This is a genomic window from Shewanella sp. K8 (assembly GCF_028823715.1).
In the GTDB taxonomy this organism is placed as follows: domain Bacteria; phylum Pseudomonadota; class Gammaproteobacteria; order Enterobacterales; family Shewanellaceae; genus Shewanella; species Shewanella algae.
Map to the genome: position 1 here is coordinate 22,400 of NZ_JAPEHY010000034.1, position 18,259 is coordinate 40,658.

General features: G+C 53.6%; 14 protein-coding genes. 11 read left to right on the top strand and 3 right to left on the bottom strand.

Features of this window, described 5'->3' with window-relative positions:
• Positions 1–218: 218 nt before the first annotated feature.
• The 11 genes from ON072_RS16765 (at position 219) to ON072_RS16815 (ending at position 15,794) form a co-directional block, all read left to right on the top strand.
• Positions 219–791 carry an aminodeoxychorismate/anthranilate synthase component II gene (locus tag ON072_RS16765; RefSeq protein WP_261752618.1) on the top strand — a complete coding sequence of 191 codons (573 nt, stop codon included), beginning with the start codon at positions 219–221 and terminating at the stop codon, positions 789–791.
• A 178-nt stretch (positions 792–969) separates the two neighbouring features.
• Positions 970–3,450, top strand: coding sequence for a S9 family peptidase (locus ON072_RS16770; RefSeq protein WP_261752673.1), 2,481 nt, complete (start codon positions 970–972; stop codon positions 3,448–3,450).
• A gap of 138 nt (positions 3,451–3,588) precedes the next feature.
• Positions 3,589–4,731 carry an HDOD domain-containing protein gene (locus tag ON072_RS16775; RefSeq protein ID WP_274626108.1) on the top strand — a complete coding sequence of 381 codons (1,143 nt, stop codon included), beginning with the start codon at positions 3,589–3,591 and terminating at the stop codon, positions 4,729–4,731.
• Positions 4,732–4,768: 37 nt separating this feature from the next.
• The gene (locus tag ON072_RS16780) at positions 4,769–5,674 is read left to right on the top strand and encodes an alpha/beta hydrolase (protein ID WP_071239090.1); all 906 of its coding nucleotides are present in this window, start codon (positions 4,769–4,771) and stop codon (positions 5,672–5,674) included.
• 305 nt (positions 5,675–5,979) lie between these two features.
• Positions 5,980–7,197 (top strand): aspartate aminotransferase family protein, encoded by a 1,218-nt coding sequence (locus tag ON072_RS16785; RefSeq protein ID WP_109247303.1) that lies wholly within the window; start codon positions 5,980–5,982, stop codon positions 7,195–7,197.
• Between the two features lie 101 nt (positions 7,198–7,298).
• On the top strand, positions 7,299–8,318 hold the full coding sequence (gene astA, locus ON072_RS16790; RefSeq protein WP_025011311.1) for an arginine N-succinyltransferase: 1,020 nt from the start codon (positions 7,299–7,301) through the stop codon (positions 8,316–8,318).
• Positions 8,319–8,328: 10 nt separating this feature from the next.
• Positions 8,329–9,789, top strand: a complete 1,461-nt coding sequence (gene astD, locus ON072_RS16795) for a succinylglutamate-semialdehyde dehydrogenase (RefSeq protein ID WP_025011310.1) — start codon at positions 8,329–8,331, stop codon at positions 9,787–9,789.
• 83 nt (positions 9,790–9,872) lie between these two features.
• A complete protein-coding gene (locus ON072_RS16800; protein WP_025011309.1) occupies positions 9,873–10,673 on the top strand; it encodes a DUF1338 domain-containing protein in 801 nt (266 codons plus the stop codon).
• 330 nt (positions 10,674–11,003) lie between these two features.
• Positions 11,004–11,396 (top strand): hypothetical protein, encoded by a 393-nt coding sequence (locus ON072_RS16805; RefSeq protein ID WP_025889173.1) that lies wholly within the window; start codon positions 11,004–11,006, stop codon positions 11,394–11,396.
• Positions 11,397–11,448: 52 nt separating this feature from the next.
• The gene (locus ON072_RS16810; protein WP_186293927.1) at positions 11,449–12,312 is read left to right on the top strand and encodes a hypothetical protein; all 864 of its coding nucleotides are present in this window, start codon (positions 11,449–11,451) and stop codon (positions 12,310–12,312) included.
• A gap of 23 nt (positions 12,313–12,335) precedes the next feature.
• Positions 12,336–15,794, top strand: a complete 3,459-nt coding sequence (locus tag ON072_RS16815; protein ID WP_274626109.1) for a zinc-dependent metalloprotease — start codon at positions 12,336–12,338, stop codon at positions 15,792–15,794.
• Between the two features lie 92 nt (positions 15,795–15,886).
• Here ON072_RS16815 and ON072_RS16820 read toward each other — a convergent pair whose 3' ends face one another.
• Genes ON072_RS16820 through ON072_RS16830 form a run of 3 tightly spaced genes read right to left on the bottom strand, consistent with a single transcriptional unit; the run spans position 15,887 to position 18,160 of the window.
• Complete coding sequence (locus tag ON072_RS16820; RefSeq protein WP_274626110.1) at positions 15,887–17,218, bottom strand: ATP-binding protein; 1,332 nt, start codon at positions 17,216–17,218, stop codon at positions 15,887–15,889.
• Positions 17,218–17,892, bottom strand: coding sequence for a response regulator transcription factor (locus ON072_RS16825; RefSeq protein WP_025011305.1), 675 nt, complete (start codon positions 17,890–17,892; stop codon positions 17,218–17,220). Before ON072_RS16825 ends, ON072_RS16820 begins: the two co-directional genes overlap by 1 nt.
• Complete coding sequence (locus ON072_RS16830) at positions 17,873–18,160, bottom strand: PepSY domain-containing protein (RefSeq protein ID WP_223828894.1); 288 nt, start codon at positions 18,158–18,160, stop codon at positions 17,873–17,875. The genes ON072_RS16825 and ON072_RS16830 overlap by 20 nt, the downstream gene beginning before the upstream one ends.
• Positions 18,161–18,259 lie beyond the last annotated feature (99 nt).

Genomic DNA, 18,259 nt, shown 5'->3' on the forward strand with positions numbered 1-18,259 from the left:
CATCTATTATTCAGGATACAATAAGTTTGTCGTTTGAATGAACCAATAGCTGACCGAATAAAGCTATCCTTGTTCATCCCCAGGTTGAACCTGCTCAGCGTTAAACGTAACATAGCGTGCGCAAAAAGATGGCGCCTGAAAAAAGATGGAATACCTACAGCGGTATCTTGTTTGCGGCACTGTAAGCCCTATCTCTTAAATCAATCGGTTCCCGTTATATGCTGCTGATGATCGACAACTATGATTCCTTTACCTTCAATCTGGTGCAGTATTTTCAGCAGTTGGGGCAGCAGCCTGTTATCAAGCGCAACGATGAGATTGGGCTCGATGAGATCCGCGAGCTAGCGCCGGATTATCTGGTGATCTCTCCCGGGCCCTGTAGCCCGGATCACGCGGGGATCTCGCTGGCCGCCATCGAATATTTTGCCGGTAAGTTGCCTATCTTGGGTGTCTGTCTTGGACACCAGTCGCTGGCTCAGGTATTCGGTGCCAAGGTGGTTCGGGCCAAGCGGGTGATGCATGGCAAGACATCGGCAATCAGTCACAATGGTCGCGGGCTGTTTCAAGGTCTGGCCAACCCCTTGACCGTGACCCGCTATCACTCGCTGCTGATTGACAGCGTGCCCGAAGGCTTCAGTCTGGATGCCTGGTATGATGACCCGGTACACGGGCGGGAAATCATGGCCATCAGCCATGCACAAAAACGCCTCTACGGCGTGCAGTTTCATCCTGAATCCATTCTGACCCAACAGGGGCTTGAACTGCTCAATAATTTCCTGCGTCTGGCTTAAGGAGCAGTGAGTCAGTCCCGGATTCGTACCAAGGCTCCATCCTTAACAAGCCTTTACAAGTTTTCAGCTTTTGCAGAACAACATCCTCTGGCAAATATGGTATAACAGGCCGCAATCGCTTGTTTTCTGTCATATGTCGCTTCCCGGCGGCCAAGATAACTATAAAAAAGGAAGGATGATGAAAAGCCTGATGCGTCATGCCGGTCTGAGTGTTTTGACTCTGGCCGTTCTCAGCGGCTGCGCCGCCACCGAGCCGCAACTCACCACCCAAGAGATCACCAACCCCAGCCAAACAGTACCCTTGGCAGCGCCTCCTGTGGCCGACAAGCCGTTAACTCTGAATCAAATTATGGCGGATCCCGATTGGATGGGACTCGCCCCCAAAGGTGCCTACTGGAGCGATGACAGCCACGCTGTGCTGTTCGCCCGCCAGCAGAGTGCATCTGTGCTGCGCAGTTACTATCGTCAGGGAGTGACAGACAAACAGGCGCAGGAGCTGGCGTTGTCTGAACTGCATACCGTCTCACAACGAGACGGTGTTCTGAGCCCGGATAAACGCCGCAAGGCTTATATCTATCAGGGCAACCTGTTCGTGAAGGCGCTCGATAGCGGTGAGATCACTCAGTTGACCCGGCAAAATACCAAGGTTGAAGGGCTGCGTTTTTTAGCGAATGGCGATCTTGCCTATTGGCAGGCGGGGCAGATATTCAGATTGCATGCAGACTCAGGCCTTGTGGAGCAACTCGCGGATATCAAGATGACCAAAGAGCCGGCACAGACCAAAGAGCCGGAAACTTATCTCGCCAAGGAGCAACACAAGCTGATCCGCTATGTGGCCAAACAGCAGGAAAACGCCAAGGCTCGGGAGACGTATCAGCAGCAGTTACGGAATGAAGACCCGACCCTGTCGGCCAAGCCTTGGTATCTGGGTGAGAGTGAGCAGCTGGTGGAACTGAGCCTGTCGCCGGATGGACGCTATGTGCTGCTGGCGTTGCAGGACAAGAGTTACAACTGGCGTGGCGAGCATGACATCATGCCCAACTATCTTGGTAAAGATGGCTATGTCGATCCTGTGCCCGTGCGAGCCAGAGTGGCTGAAGACAAGGCGCCAGGGCAGCGCTTGGTACTGCTGGACTTGCAGCAGCAGAGTAAGAAAGAGATAACCATCGAAGGTTTGCTCGGCTACAACCAGGATGTGTTGGCCGGCGTCAAGGCAGAAAACGCCAAGGCGAAGGGGGAACGCTACGAAAGTGAAAAAGTCCCGCGCAAGATCCAACTGATGCAGGATTGGGGCTGGAGTCAGAGCGCCATTCAATGGCAAGACTCAGGCAAGCGCTTGGCCGTAATGCTGGAAGCCGTGGACAACAAAGACCGTTGGCTGGCCAGTGTCGATCTGGCCAAGGGCAAGCTGGTCACTGAGCACAGACTGCATGACGATGCCTGGGTCAACTATGACTACAATCAGTACGGTTGGTTACCCGGCAGCGAAACCCTTTACTACCTGTCGGAAGAGAGCGGTTATTCGCAGCTGTATCTCAAGCCGCTCGGTGGCAAGGCGCGGGCTTTGACCTCGGGCAAGTTCGTGGTCAGTGACATCACTCTGAGCCCGGATAATCGTTATATCTACTACAAGGCCAACAAAGAACACCCCGGCAAGTACAATGTTTATCGGGTTGAGATAAGTAGCGGCAAGGATGAGCAGTTGACCCAGTGGAACGGAGTGCTCGACTACAGCCTGAGCCCGGATGGCCGTTCGCTGCTGTTGACCGCCTCCAGCCTGACCCAGCCGGATGAGCTCTATATTCAAGCCATAGGCGGTGAGCTGACCCAACTGACCCATTACACCAGCGACAGCTTCAAGAGCTATCCTTGGCAGGCGCCTGAGGTGGTTGCCGTGCCTTCCAGCCATGGCGCAGGTAACGTCTATGCCAGGGTGTATCTGCCGGCTGGTTTCGACAAGGATCGCGCCGAATCATATCCGGCGGTGATCTTCAATCATGGTGCCGGTTATCTGCAGAATGCCCATTATGGGTTTTCCGGTTATTTCCGTGAGTTCATGTTCCATAACCTGCTGGCACAGCAGGGATATGTGGTGATGGACATGGATTATCGCGGCTCCAAAGGCTATGGCCGCGACTGGCGCACCGCCATCTACCGTAATATGGGGCATCCGGAAGTGGAAGACTTGGCCGATGGCGTCAAATGGATGAGCCAGCATGCCAATGTTGATGCCAAACGTGTGGGCACCTATGGTGGTTCTTACGGTGGCTTTTTGACCTTTATGGCACTGTTTACCGAACCCGAGTTGTTCCAGGCCGGCGCCGCGCTGCGGCCTGTGACCGACTGGGCTCACTATAATGCGCCTTATACCTCGAACATACTCAACACCCCGGACGTTGACCACATTGCCTATGAACGCAGCTCGCCCATCTATCATGCCGAGGGCTTGCAAAAGCCGCTGCTGATCATGAGCGGGGTAATGGACGACAACGTGTTCTTCCAGGACAGTGTCCGCCTGGTGCAGCGACTGATAGAGCTGGAAAAGCCGATGTTTGAGACGGCTATCTACCCGGTTGAACCCCATGGCTTCAGACAGCCATCGAGCTGGCTGGACGAGTATCGCCGCATCTATAAGTTGTTTGAACAAGAGCTGAAATAGTCACTTTACAGGCCTCATTCGAGGCCTGTTTCTTTTTGGTATCAAGATTTTGCCGGTGTGACCGCTATATATATAACCCTAAAGGGACTAACATAAAAACACAGGGCCCGGGTGCGGGCGTGGCAGGAAGGCAACATTTTGGGCTTGTCGGTAGCGGGTGGGGTCAAACCCGGCAGTGTAATAGAGATAGAGCAGCGTCTGTATCAGCAGTTGATACTGGGCAAGCAACGCATTGACAGTGGTGACGATGAGCTTGAACCTGAGCTGGAGGCGGTGGCCTTCAAGCTTGAGGTTGAACGCGAGGCGACTCTGGAGCGGCTCGCCAGGCAGCAACAGGCCAAGGCGCTTTATCAAAGAGTGTCGGCTCAATTGACCGATACCCTGGCGGCTGAGCTTGGCAACCGTCTGGCTTCCATCGAAGAAGTGACACGCCTGTCGGGCATCACAGATAAACAGATCTTGCTGCTGGAGTTATTGCAGCACCCAAGGCTTGATCTGGCACGCCTTCGTCCGGTCGTTGCCGAGCAGAGTTGGCTGGTGAGAGACTTGAGTTCTCTGGTGAACAGCCCTTCCTTCAGGACCCGCAGGCCGCAGAATCTGGATGTGCAACTGACAGATCTCAAGCTGGTGCTCAGCTATATAGGCGTTGAGCACTTGCGGGTATTGATCCCTTACTACAGCTGTCGTCATTGGCTGCCTACAGGCCACGCCAGTTTGCTTTGGACTGTGCGCAAGCTATGGCGGTTCTCTCAGGTGCAGGGCATTGCCGCCAGAACCCTGGCCAAGTTGCATGACTTGGATGCCCCAATGCTGTACGCGGTTTCCTTGATGCAGCAACTGGGGATCTCAGTGCTGCTCTCCATGAGCGCCAAGCTGTTTGAGCAGTTGCGCGGCTCATGGCTCAGAGAGGCGAGCAGCGACAGGGATAAGGCGCTCTATGATGCCATAGCCCTGTGTGATTTCCCCGCCGCCTTGGTCTATTCCCTGGTCAAGCAGCATGCGCTATCACTCAATTGGCAACTGCCAACCCAGCTTGGGTTTGCGGATGCGGCCATGGTGACTCTGCTCAAGGAGCGGGACACGGCCCTTGGCTTCAGTCAGTTGTCACCCAATGCGGCAGTGCTGGCCAAAGCCGATTGTTTTGCCAAGTGTTTTTTACTGGAAGAGATGCGGCAACTGGAATTCAGGGACAGGCGGATCATGATGGCGTATCATGAGCTCACGGAACAGGAACTCATTCGTCTCAAAGGCCAGAATTACCGCAAACCCGAGCTGCTTTAAGCCGTTGCGGAGCTTGTAGGCCTTCCATGGAGGAGCTATGCCCAGTTGGCAAGCCTCGGTATTGAACCGGTTGTTAACTTATGTGGCGCGGCCATCGGTCAGTCGCGGCAGTGCCAAAGTGCCTCTGTGCGGCATTCGCCGGCGCTTACTGGAGATGGATCGCCGCTGGTTGGGCTGGCCGCAGGAGCTCAAGGTCGAGCACTGGCCGCTGAGCCACTCGCCGCTCATCCATTACCAGTTGCCGCAGCCAAGAGAAGTCAGCCTCTTCTATATTCGCGGCGGCGGCTTCTGTTTCAAGACTCCCCATGCCCATGCCCGTTTCCTGGCCGATATTATGCGGCGCAGTCTGGCGGACTGCTATGTGCCCGATTATCGTCTGGCGCCGGAGCACCCGTTTCCGGCAGCCTGTGATGATGTGCTGGAAGCTTATCGGATGACACTTGAGCATTGTGACCCGGGCAAACTGGTGCTGATGGGCGACTCTGCCGGAGGCAATTTGGCCTTGAGCCTGTTATTGCAGCTGAAACAGCTCGAGTTGCCGTTGCCGAGAGCCTGCGTGTTGCTCTCTCCAGCGCTGGATCTCGCCATCACAGGTGATACCGAGCGCATACTGGCTGCCGATGATCCCTTGTTCACCATTGAATCACTGCTCAGACTCAGAGGGGCGTATCTCGCCGGTAGTAACCCCATGTCTGAGCGGGTTTCGCCGCTTTATGGTTGCTTTAAGGACTTGCCGCCCATCTTGCTGCTGGCCGGTACCCGTGAGCTGCTGCTACAGGATGCCGAGCGCCTGCAACAGGCGGTATTGCGCGACGGAGGCCGGATAGAAGCTGGCTTCTACCTCAATATGCCTCATGTCTTTCCACTATTTGAACTCTTGCCCGAGGCCATGGAAGCCAGGGGCCAAATCGCTGCTTTTATACGCAATAATCTACTGTTATGATTGTCGTTAACTATTCAAAATAGGTGAATAGTTAACGGATTCGGTGTCAGTTGAGATTTTTTGTGACTATTTATGCCGTTAAACGGCAGATATTTGCCTGCTTAATTCTCAAACTCAGATCTTTATGCACTTATAGGCCAAGGCATTGCTCCTGCATATTGATCAAACTGGTATTTTGATCACAATTTCGCTAATAATGACACCTAAGCAACACAAGTAAGTGCAGTTTTACTCACAAAAAATAAAGATTAACTGCTTAAAACGGTGGCCGACAGAGCCGCCGACAACACAAAGGATGAGAAGGAATGAGTGTAAACATGAATTTGACACGTGCCCAGTTTGATGAAGTCATGGTGCCTAATTATGCACCGTCACCCGTTATCCCGGTTCGTGGCGATGGCAGTCGTGTTTGGGATCAGGAAGGCAAAGAGTATGTCGACTTTGCCGGTGGTATTGCAGTTAACTGTTTGGGCCACTGTCATCCAGCCGCCGTTGAGGCGCTTAAGGCGCAGGGCGAAAAACTCTGGCACTTGTCCAATGTGATGACCAATGAGCCGGCACTGGCATTGGCGACCAAACTGGTTAACGCTACTTTTGCCGACAAGGTCTATTTCGCCAACTCAGGTGCCGAAGCCAATGAAGCGGCCCTGAAACTGGCCCGCCGCTATGCTCTGGATAATTTCGGCGCCGAAAAAGATCAGATTATCGCCTTCGACAAGGCCTTCCACGGCAGAACCTTCTTTACCGTCAGTGTCGGTGGCCAGGCCGCCTACTCAGATGGTTTTGGCCCCAAGCCGCAGGGGATCACACACCTGCCATTCAACGATGTTGCCGCATTGGAAGCCGCGGTGTCGGACAAGACCTGTGCCATCATGCTGGAGCCGCTGCAGGGTGAGGGCGGTATCATAAACGCCACTCCAGAGTTTCTGGCCAAGGTGCGTGAACTGGCCGACAAGCACAATGCGTTGGTGGTGTTCGATGAAGTGCAAACCGGCGTTGGTCGTACCGGCGAGCTGTATGCCTACATGGGGACAGATATAGTGCCGGACATTCTCACCACTGCCAAGGCTCTGGGCGGCGGTTTCCCCATCGCGGCCATGCTGACCACTGACAAGATTGCCGCTCATCTTAAAGTGGGCACTCATGGTTCCACCTATGGTGGTAACCCTCTGGCCTGCGCCGTCAGCAACGCGGTATTTGATCTAGTCAATACCCCCGAAGTGCTGCAGGGCGTTAAGCGTCGTGAGCAACTGCTGCGTGATGGCCTGGAAAAAATCAATGCCAAGTACCAGGTGTTTTCCGAGGTACGCGGCAAGGGACTGTTGCTCGGCGCCGTGTTGAATGAACAGTATCAGGGACGCAGCCGTGAGTTTCTGTTGGCCTCGGTCGACAATGGCCTGATGACACTGATGGCCGGTGCCAATGTGGTTCGTTTTACTCCTTCTTTGATCATCCCTGAAAGTGATATTGCCGAGGGTCTGGCACGCTTTGAAAAAGCGGTCGCCAAGGTGGTTGCCGCCTGATCCCCGTGGGCCCAGGCCCACTTAGCGCAATAGACTCACAGCTGCTGTTCTGACGGGCCGGCCCGACGGAGCAGCAACTGTGGATGAGTGGAGATTTAACCATGTTAATCATACGGCCTATCCGAGCCTCAGATTTCCCGGCGCTGCGCTGTATCGCCGAAGAATCGGGCCATGGATTCACCTCGCTGCCGGTCAATGATGAGCTGCTGACCCGCAAGATTGCCCGTTCGGAAGCTTCTTTCGCCAAGGCGGTGGAAACGCCTTTTGATGAAGGCTACCTCATGGTGTTGGAAGACACAGAGACCCAGGAGGTCGTGGGCACCTGTGGTCTGGAAGCCGCGGTGGGAATGGAAGATGCCTTCTACCATTACCGTTTGGGCACAGAGGTTTATCATTCGTCGCAGATAGAAGTGCGTAACGAGGTTGAAACCCTCAGCCTGTGTCATGACTACACTGGTGCCGCCGAGCTCTGCACCCTGTTTCTGAGAGACTCCTACCGCAAGGGCAACAATGGCCGCATGCTGTCACGCAGCCGCTTTCTGTTTTTGGCCCAGCATGCCAATCGGTTCGGTGAAACTGTTATTGCCGAGATGCGCGGGGTCAGCGATGAAAACGGTAATTCCCCTTTCTACGGCTGGCTGCAGCAAAACTTCCTCGGCATAGACTTTATTCAAGCCGATTACCTCTCAGGTCTGGGGCAGAAGGCCTTTATGGCCGAGATGATGCCCCGCAGCCCTGTCTATGTCTGCCTGTTGCCCGAAGCGGCGCAGAAGGTTATCGGTGAAGTGCACACCAATACACGCCCGGCCCTGAGCCTGTTACAGGCGGAAGGTTTCCGCTGGCGCAACTATGTGGATATTTTTGATGGTGGCCCCACGGTTGAATGCAATCTGGCGGACATTCGCTCCGTGCGCGAGAGTCGCCTGCTGACGGTGCGTATCGGCGATATGCCCCAATCAAAGGACAGCTTTATTCTCTCCAACACCCATTTGGCAGACTACCGTGCCGGTTCGGCCAAGTTGGCGCTGACAGACGACAGTGAAGAAGTGATCCTGTCGAGCGAGTTGGCCGCCGCACTCTTGGTGGCAGACGGGCAATCGGTCAGGGTATTGGCAATATAGGAACAGCATAATGACACAATTTATCAAGGGCCAATGGCTCGCTGGCGAAGGCCAGGCAATGAGTTCAAGCAACCCGGCCAACGGCGAAACCCTGTGGCAGGGTAATGCCGCTACCCCGGCTCAAGTTGAAGCTGCCGTTGCAGCCGCCAGAGAGGCGCAGTTTGACTGGTTTATGCTCGGCTTTGACGGCCGCTTGCAGGTGATAGAGGCCTATCGCGATCAGCTGGAAGCCCATAAGGCGGAAATCGCCGACACCATAGCGCAGGAAACCGGCAAGCCACTGTGGGAAACGGCCACCGAGGCGGGTGCCATGATAGGCAAAATCGGTCTGTCGGTCGCGGCTTATCACAAGCGTACCGGCGAAACTGAAAATGAACTGCCTGCCGGGCGGGCCGTGCTGAGACACAAGCCACACGGCGTAGTAGCGGTCTTCGGGCCTTATAACTTCCCTGGGCATCTGCCCAACGGCCATATAGTACCGGCTCTGCTGGCGGGCAATACCGTGGTATTCAAGCCATCGGAACTGACGCCAAAAGTGGCAGAGCTGATGCTCAAGCTGTGGGAGAAAGCCGGCCTGCCCGCCGGGGTTATCAATCTGGTGCAGGGCGAAGTGGAAACCGGCAAAGCGCTGGCTTCACATCCTCAGCTTGATGGTCTGTTCTTTACCGGCAGCTCCCGCACCGGCCACTTGCTGCATCAGCAGTACGCCGGTCATCCGGGCAAGATCCTTGCCCTGGAAATGGGCGGTAACAATCCGCTCATCGTCAAAGGGATCAGTGATATCAAGGCGGCCGTGCACGAAATAATTCAATCTGCCTATATCTCCAGTGGCCAGCGCTGTACCTGTGCCCGCCGACTCTACATAGAGAAAGGTGAGCAGGGCGATGCTTTGATTGCCGCACTGGTTGCGGCGGTCAAAGCGATAGCTGTCGGCCCTTGGAATGCCGAACCTCAGCCCTTTATGGGCTCGATGATCTCTGAAGCAGCAGCCAAGGGAATGGTCGCGGCGCAGCGTAATCTGCAGAATCTCGGCGGGGTCTCGCTGGTGGAACTAACCCATATTGAGAGCGGTACCGGCCTGGTGTCTCCAGGGTTGATTGATGTTACCGAGGTGATTGAACTGCCCGATGAAGAGTATTTCGGACCCTTGTTGCAACTGGTGCGTTACAGCAGCTTTGACCGGGCGATTTCGCTGGCCAATGATACCCGCTATGGCCTTTCTGCCGGATTGCTGGCCGATAGCCGTGAAGACTATGACTATTTCCTAGCACGGATTCGTGCCGGCATAGTGAACTGGAACAAGCAGATCACCGGAGCCTCAGGTGCGGCGCCATTCGGCGGTGTCGGGGCATCGGGTAACCACAGAGCCAGCGCCTTCTATGCGGCCGACTATTGTGCTTATCCCGTGGCTTCCATGGAGGCCGATGGTCTGAGTTTGCCACAGGCATTGAGTCCGGGACTTAGCCTCTGACAGTGAAGGGAAGCGCAGTGGCGCTTCCCTTTTTTGAACATACCATTTGCCTTTGGGCAAACTGCATTACACAGGGAATAACCATGCATACAGATATCAATGCGCTGTTCAATGCCATGTGGCAGGACTATATCAAGATGACGCCATCGGCGGCCAAAGTGCACCAGCTGTTGGGGCAAGGCAAGGCGATTATTAACGACCATATCGCCTTGCGTACATTCAATCTGCCCAAGGTGGGCTTGGATGTGCTGGCAGCCCATTTCGAAGCGCTGGGCTATGTGGCTTGCGGCGATTATCGCTTTGAGCAGAAAAAGCTGGTGGCAAAGCACTTTGAGCATCCGGACCCGACTCAGCCCAAGGTCTTTATTTCTGAGCTGCTGGTGGAAGAGTTCAGCCCAGAGTTGCAACAGCGGGTTGCCGACTTGGTTGAGCAGATCCCAACCCAGGCTTTGACCGCAGATAACTTTACTTATTCAGGCAGACACTGGCAGCTTGACTATGACACCTACCAAGCCCTGCTCGCCGAGAGTGAGTATGCTGCCTGGGTTGCCGCCTTTGGTTATCGTGCCAACCACTTTACCGTGTCTGTGAACCACCTGGCCGAATTCAGCACCCTGGCTGCCGTCAATACCGCGCTCAAGGAGGCTGGTTTTACCCTCAACAGTGTTGGCGGTGAGATCAAGGGCTCGGCCGAAGTCTTGCTGGAACAGTCTTCCACCATGGCCGACAGAATCCCCGTCGCCTTCGATGACAAGACGGTAGAGATCCCCAGTTGTTTCTATGAATTTGCCCTGCGTTATCCCAAAGCCGATGGTGAACTCTATACCGGCTTTGTTGCTGCCTCGGCAGATAAGATTTTTGAGAGTACCAACGTCAAGTCGTAACAGTGCTTAATTAGTTACAGAATGGCCTCCTTAATTAAGGAGGCTTTTTTGTAAGTAAACAAAACATCATGCTTAATATAGTGAAGCATTAATGTTTTTATGATGTTTTGATTATGTTTTACATTGGTGTTAATTTGCCAGGGTTAATTTATTTTTATGATGTTTTTTATGATATATACCCAGTTTTTAATCTATTTAGACTAGTCATTAAGTGTTGGTGTTGATCACTGTGTTTTTCATGATTATGCTGTTTACATAAGTAACAATATGTATTGAATGCATTCGAGCTAATATCGAGACGCTATTCCGTTTGGGGCGGCGGAAAATCACATGAATAAGAGAAATAAGTCGAATAGTAAATTGCAGAGCTTGGTCAAGTTGGCCATGCCTTTGCTGTTGTTTTTGGCTTTTTCTAATGCAGCGATATCTAATGAGTTTGAAGAAGTTAATACGCTGATATCTATTGCCAAACAGAACGCGTCACCGGTAAATCAGTTGGCAATCTATTCACTCTCCTTGCCTTGTATTATGGCCGTTAAACTGGCGGATAACGCCGTCTTGGCCGAAGTGTTTAAAGCCATTACAGTCAGTTGGTTTATTTTGTTCTTATGCGGGCCCCGTATTCCCAACCTGGGTGTCCCGCAACTTTCCTTTGGTTGGATGCCCTATTGGGCGCAATTACTCCTCGAATGGGTAAAACCTATTCGTGGCAGTACCTCTTAGACTGGAATTATCTCCAGATTAATTCGTTTTAAATAAATTAAGGCTTTTAAATATGAGATCCGGTAAATATCACCGCGATCTGGCCTTGTCACGCATAATAAAAAGTAAAAAAGCAAAGACGAGCTTCCCTTTGCTGGGCTTACTATTGCTTGCGGGACAAGCTCAGGCGGTTAATGAGTTTGAACTCAAACAGGAAGAATTCGGCGAATGGACTGCCTATTTCAATGCGTCTTATACCCGCAATGTCTACAGTGAGTCGGCCTTCGATGCGTATCGGGCTTATAGCCTGGATGCCAGAGTCGATTACAACAGTGATTGGGGCAGTGTGCTGCTGACCTTTGGCGGTGAAAAAGAGACGCTGCACGGTAGGGAGTCGAGCTTTTTTGACCCCTTGCTCGAGTATCGAACGCCACTCTATTCCCTGACCGATACCCTGTCGCTCAAGGGCAGTGTCGGTGTTTATCTGCCGGCGGCGCATTACACCAAGCTGGATAGGCTGGAGTATGCCCCCAGAGTGGCGGCTTATCTCTTCTATCGCCCTGAGGGCAACTTCAGCTTCTACCTGTCTCCCAGATACAGGTACAACGCCTACAAGTACAAGACCGCCGGTGAGCGGGTGCTGATTGAACATCAGGTCGATCTGGTGGCCGATGCCTATTGGCAGTTTGCCAGTAATTGGTACCTGGATATCAGCGGCCGCTATCGGATGTCGAAGAATTACCGTGGTCGTCGTATGGATGACCAATTCACCTTTGCCCAGGAACTGGGATGGATGCCTGCCGAGAGTTGGACATTGGCCATTGGCCATAACAACAGCGGCCGTTTCTACCACCCGGAACTGGGGCCTTCCGAAGGATTTGAGCTGTATGACAAGCGCAGCTCCACCTTCTATTTCTCAGTAACAAAATACCTATAAACTCAATTTATTCAGAGGATTAAATGAAGAAGTCAAGTCTGAGCCTGGCGATAGCAGCCAGCCTGGCACTCGCAGGATGTGGGGCAGGAGAAGAACCATACAAGGAGTTGCCCAAAGATGAGAAACAGATTAGCAGCGACTCGATAGAGAAGGCCGGTGAGCGCCAATACCTCTATATCCGCAGTGTCGGCAAGGCGCCGCGTTATGCCGCCGCTATCCGCGGCTTCAGCCAGGGGGATCCCAAGTTGGTGACCCTGCACAAGACAGAGAATGGTATTCAGGTTCGCCAGTTGGACCGGGACGCCATAGGTCTTGGTCATGACAGCCGCTACCAGGAGGGCATCAACCAGGCCCCGGTACTGACTATCCCCGGTGAGTACATAGACTTCAGATGTACCGAAGACAAGTGGCGTGAATGCATCAACGTCGAGCAGGTCAATACAGATGCCAACCTGACCTGGCAGGACAAGCGCTTCTTTGTGCCTGACTTTGCCGACACCAAGATTGCCGAGCTGGGGATCAACGATATCTTTATGTTTGGTGAGTGTGTCACCGAAACTGAATCCCCAAAACTGGTCAATGCCGGAGCCTACAAAGGCTATGAAATGGACCTGGACAAGGGCGTGATCAACTTCGAGATTGAACACACCTATCAGGCATCGGGCCAGTGTTTCAATCAGTTTTACGGTGGCAATCTGGATAATCTGTCGTTCACCACCACGGAATTTATCTCCATAGTGGCGCTGGATCAGCTTGCCAGTGAAGATTATCAACCCATTCCTTACAGCGAGCATGAGAAGGGCACCTTTGGTTTCTTCAACTCCAGTCACAGCTATCGGGACAGAACCGACTCAGAAGGGGTGGATGGCTATGTTCGTACCTACCTGAACCGCTTCAACCCGGCTAAGGGTGAGTTGGTGTACTACTTGTCCAACAACTTCTATGAAGCCAAGAACAAGCCTTTCCTGGATGCGGCTATCGAATCTGTGACCGCGATGAATATCGCCAACAGCCGTTATCATACCGGCTTGCCACAGATTAAGCTGGAGCAGGCGGGCGATAAACGCCATGGCGATCTGCGTTATAACCATATCACTCTGTTTGATGAGCCTCTGGATAACGGTCTGGCCGGTTACGGTCCTTCAGCAGCCAACCCACTGACAGGGGAGATTGTCAGCGCCAGGGTTAACCAATACAGCTCCAACCTCAAGCAAGGCGCGGTGCGTTACTATCGGCAACTGATGCTGGATTATAACCGCGGCAAGCTGGATGCGGCTTCGGTCGAAGCGCTCACCGGCGTGCCTTATCAGCAAGCCGTGGTTAAGCCCGCAGCTTCTGCAACATTGGAAACAGCGCCTGCCGCGCTGGACAAGCCTGCCGATGTGATGGTGGTCGCCACTCCGGCAGCTCTGCCACTCAAACCCGCTGAGCAGCAGTTCAACGCCTTGGCCGACTTCGATGAAGCCAGCCGTGACTATTGGTCAGAGCATACTTTGATGCATGTCGACACTGTGTTTGCCGCAGGTGGTCAGCAAAGAATGCTGCCAGCCGGCGTCAAGGACCACAAGATTGATTGGCAGAATGCCGAGTTGTGGGTCAATGGTGATGTTGGCGGTAAGCTGCAGGCATTCGAGAAGCTGAGCCTGGATCTGCAGGATAGCCTGAGCACGGCGCTGGCCGCCCAGGCCTTTGCCGGTACCCTGACCCATGAACTGGGCCACAACTTCGGCCTGAGACACAACTTCGCCGGTAGCCGCGATGGTGACAACACCTTCAGTCAACAGGAAATGGAAACACTGAACCAGGCCTTTGCCGGTGCCGGTTATCCTGATCTGAAAGTGAACGCCGAGTTCTCCAGCCAGATGGACTACAACGTCAACCGTTTTGCGACCACTTTTGAGCCCTATGACCTGGCGGCGCTGCGTTTCGGTTATGCCCGTGAAGTTGAGGCCGATAACGGCGACTTTGTCTCCCTCAAAGACGAAGATGCCAAGCGCCGTGATGAGCTGCAAAAAGGAGTGATCCAGGGCGAGACACGTTTCGGTGCGCTCTACAACATTGCCCGCGACCACAAGCTGCGCAGCTATGCCTTCTGTACCGACGAGCATGTGTCGCTCAACAGCAACTGTAACCGCAGTGACGCCGGTCAGAACCTGGATGACATCGCCCAGTTCTATATCGACAGATATCAGGACAGCTATGAAACCAGTAACCTGAGACATAACCGTCAGTCGCTTTATGAAGACCACAGCCTGGGTTACACCATTGCCCGCAAGCGTCAGTTTGATGAGATTCGCCAGTTTATCGAAGATGTCAGCTTCCTCGAGGGGCTCTTCGACTTGCCGGAAAACTTCTTTGCCAACGACTGTCAGCTGAAAGCCGCAGCCGGCCAGGATGCCTGGTATTGTGCCAACCAAAGGGCGATGAACAAGGCGGCCGACCTGTTCCTGCGCCTTGCCGGTGAGAACGATGCCGTGGTAGATGTCACCTTCCGCACCGAAGATGGTCAGGCAGCCCTGAGACAGCAGTACAACTTTGCCAAGTTGTTGGAGCAGTATCGCTTCAAGAGTGCCGACATGACCATGAAGTTTGCTCCGGGTGAAGTGATCAGCAGGTTTGCCGATTCTCCAGAGGCATTGAAGGAACTGATTATCAACTATGGTATCAAGGAAGAGTTCCGGGATATGCTGAGCGCCGATGTGACCTTCGCCGGTCGTTTGTTGAACGGGATCAAGGCGCCTGAAGGCTCGCCCAACCATCCTTATGTCAACGAGCGTGATGTGCTTGGGGTATGGCCGGACAAACTGCTGGCAGTGCGTGCCTTGGTAAGTCGCACGACTCCGAGATCGACTTCCAGCCGTGGTCACAAGGCGCTGGTAGATCTGCCACAAACCGGCAAGCTGTTCGAAGATATGCTTTGCCGCATGGCGCTGGGTAATGGCCCGGATCTGGTTAGCAATGGCAAGCCTTTGTTTGCCGATGCCTGCAACAGTAGCCCTGAGCTGGAAACGTATCTGCCTTACTACAGCGATTTTGCCAGCCAGAGCATAGAGCCTCTGCCCAATTATGACCGCACAGTATCACGCTTCTTCGGCTTTGATACCGTCAATGGTCAACCCAAAGGCAAGAGCAACCTGCTGCAGATGATGCTGAGACAAGTGGTGTTGGCATCGGTCGACAGCGACTATCAGGGTGAGCAGAAGGCCAGGGTATGGCGTGAATATGTCGGTATTCATCAGGCCGCCCCTGGGCTGGATATGCAGGCCCAAGTGTCCCTGAACGGTAAAATCTACGCCGCGACCGCCGAGAATAAGTTGGCGCTGGCGCTGATTGCCCGCATTAAGGAAGTGGAGCAGTTTATCGCCTCGGCCTCTCCTGAACTGCTGGCGCAGCAGCTCAAGGGCGGCACTGTGGGTGAGATACTCAATAGTCAACTGAGCCGTGACCGCCTGGCTCTGAGCTACCTGCCTGTGCTTGATTGAGCCAAGGCCTGACAGCTTGATAACAAAGAACCCAGCCTAGGCTGGGTTCTTTATTTTTGTCTGAGTGACTCTTTGAGGAGCCAGGCTAACCTTCAGGCCTTGAAGGTCAGTGAAACCTTGAGTCCGCCCAGTGCCGGGCTCTTGTAGAAGTCGATATCCAACTGATACTGCTCGGCAATATCCTTGACTATCGACAACCCCAGCCCATGACCATTGATCTCTTCATCCAGGCGATTGCCGCGGCGGGTGAGGGTTTGCATGTTTTCCTCTGCCACCCCAGGGCCGTCATCTTCGACGCTGACATACACCAGTCCCTGATGTTGCCACACCCTCACCAACACCTGGCTTGAGGCCCACTTATAGGCGTTGTCCAACAGGTTACCGAGCAGTTCCATGCCGTCTTCTCTGTGGATTGGTAGCCTGGGAATACCATCACTGATATCGAAGCGCCAGCTAATCTGCTTGTGTCTATGCACCTTGTCCAGGGTCTGGCACAGGCTCTCCAAATCCCTTGGCAGTACCAACTGTGCCGCCGGCAGCATATCGCCTGTGATCCGCGCCGCCGCCAGTTTACGCTCTATCATCTTGTGGATCTGATCCAGTTGTTGCTCCAGTGCCCTGGCGGTATCGGGATCTTTCAGCCCCAGCGCTTCTACTTGCTGGCGCATCACTGCCAGTGGCGTCTTCAGGCCGTGGCTGAGATTGCCCAGATTATTGCGGCTGCGCTGAATTTGGTTACTCGTGTATTCAAGCAGCTCGTTGTAGGTTTCGGCCAGAGGTTTGACTTCTGGGGGAATGGTCTCCAGCGACAGCGAGTTGATCTCCCCCTCCCTGAGTTTGGCCAGCGCCTGTTTTATCTGCTTCACCGGCTTGAAGGATTGCCGCAATACCAGAAATATTCCCAGGATCATTGCCAGCAACATGGCCAGATTGACACTCAGTTTGGTGCCATAAACCTCGGTAAATACCTTGCGGCCTATGCTGAGATCCTGTGCCACCGTCAGGGTGGCATTGATCTTCTTGCTACTTGAGGTCAGCCCCAAAGACAACAGTTGAATGTCGTGATTCTGTGGCCCCTTGGTTTGCCAGGCACGGGTTTGCCCTGGCTCCAATTGCACTATTTCCAGGCGTTGATCCCACAAGGAGCGGGAGCGGATCTCCCGATCCGGCAGATTGAGCTGGTAGTAGCGCCCGGAATAGGCGGGTTTGTAGAAGCCGGAAAGCAGGCTCTGATCTATCAGGATCTCACCGTCATTGAGGTGAGTGGCCAGCGCCACTTGCTCCAGATCTTCCTGCAAGCGGTTGATAATAGAGTCGTGAAATGCCTGGCGCAGCATGGATTCCATAAACGCCAGGCCTATCAGGGTACTCAGTAACACCAGTGCTGTCAGCCACAGGCTCAGCTTGGTGCGGATGGACATCATCAGGATTGGCTGCCGTGAAAGATATAACCTTGGCCGCGACGGGTTTCTATCGCTGTCTTACCCAGTTTCTTGCGCAGATGGGTGACATAGACCTCGACCACATTGCTCTCTTTCTCATCATCAAACTGGTACAGCTTGTCGGTGATCTGTGCCTTGGAAAGCAGCTTCTTGGGCGACATCAAGAAGATCCGCAGCAAGCGAAACTCCATGGCGGTCAGGTCGAAACGTTGACCATTGACAGTCACAGTCTGCTCGGCTTCATCCAGACTGACGCCACCGAAGTTCAATTGCTTGCCGGGCACAGTGGCACGGCCATGGGTGCGGTGGATTATCGCCTGCAGTCTGGCCAGCAGTTCCTGGGTGTGAAAGGGTTTGCCCAGATAGTCGTCGGCACCGGCATTGAAGCCTTCAACCTTTTCATGCCACTGGCTGCGGGCGGTCAGCATAATCACAGGAGTGGTCAGCCCCTGCTGACGCCATTTTTCAAGCAACTGCAAGCCGTTGCCATCGGGCAGGCCGATATCGAGAATGATGCAGTCATACTGGGTTTCTTTGACCAGATAGTCGGCTTCTATGGCTTTGTCGGTCACATCCGTGACATAGCCTGCTTGCTTTAGTTGTTTTGCCAGTTCTTCAACCAGCAGGGCATTATCTTCAACGAGTAGAAGTTTCATTGGGACGACATTCGCTCGGTAATGGGATTAGATCATCGTGTAAACCTGTGCCTGCATTCAGACTCAGACTGACGATATGGCCATGTTCGACTTTTATCTGCAAATCATAACGCCATTCACCCTCTTTCTGATAGAGATGAGCGTCAATCAATTTGCCATGGCAGACCCATTGTAGCTGAGAGAGAGTGGCATCCAGGGAGAGGATCGTCCCGGATTTCACTAATTCCTTGGCGATATCGTGATCGGGTTCCAGGTGGGGACTGGCCACTTCAGCCTTTGCAGTGCTCAAAGTCAGGCTAATAAAGCAAATGAAAAATAGCCCTCTCAATTGATGCTCCTGAAAAACAAAAGTGGCCAAGGTTATTAC

Coding starts and splice junctions, on each gene's coding strand:
- ON072_RS16810 (WP_186293927.1), top strand. CDS start 11,449: ATGAGATCCGGTAAATATCACCGCGATCTGGCCTTGTCACGCATAATA.
- ON072_RS16780 (WP_071239090.1), top strand. CDS start 4,769: ATGCCCAGTTGGCAAGCCTCGGTATTGAACCGGTTGTTAACTTATGTG.
- astD (WP_025011310.1), top strand. CDS start 8,329: ATGACACAATTTATCAAGGGCCAATGGCTCGCTGGCGAAGGCCAGGCA.
- ON072_RS16820 (WP_274626110.1), bottom strand. CDS start 17,218: ATGATGTCCATCCGCACCAAGCTGAGCCTGTGGCTGACAGCACTGGTG.
- ON072_RS16800 (WP_025011309.1), top strand. CDS start 9,873: ATGCATACAGATATCAATGCGCTGTTCAATGCCATGTGGCAGGACTAT.
- ON072_RS16805 (WP_025889173.1), top strand. CDS start 11,004: ATGAATAAGAGAAATAAGTCGAATAGTAAATTGCAGAGCTTGGTCAAG.
- ON072_RS16785 (WP_109247303.1), top strand. CDS start 5,980: ATGAGTGTAAACATGAATTTGACACGTGCCCAGTTTGATGAAGTCATG.
- ON072_RS16815 (WP_274626109.1), top strand. CDS start 12,336: ATGAAGAAGTCAAGTCTGAGCCTGGCGATAGCAGCCAGCCTGGCACTC.
- ON072_RS16770 (WP_261752673.1), top strand. CDS start 970: ATGAAAAGCCTGATGCGTCATGCCGGTCTGAGTGTTTTGACTCTGGCC.
- ON072_RS16825 (WP_025011305.1), bottom strand. CDS start 17,892: ATGAAACTTCTACTCGTTGAAGATAATGCCCTGCTGGTTGAAGAACTG.
- astA (WP_025011311.1), top strand. CDS start 7,299: ATGTTAATCATACGGCCTATCCGAGCCTCAGATTTCCCGGCGCTGCGC.
- ON072_RS16765 (WP_261752618.1), top strand. CDS start 219: ATGCTGCTGATGATCGACAACTATGATTCCTTTACCTTCAATCTGGTG.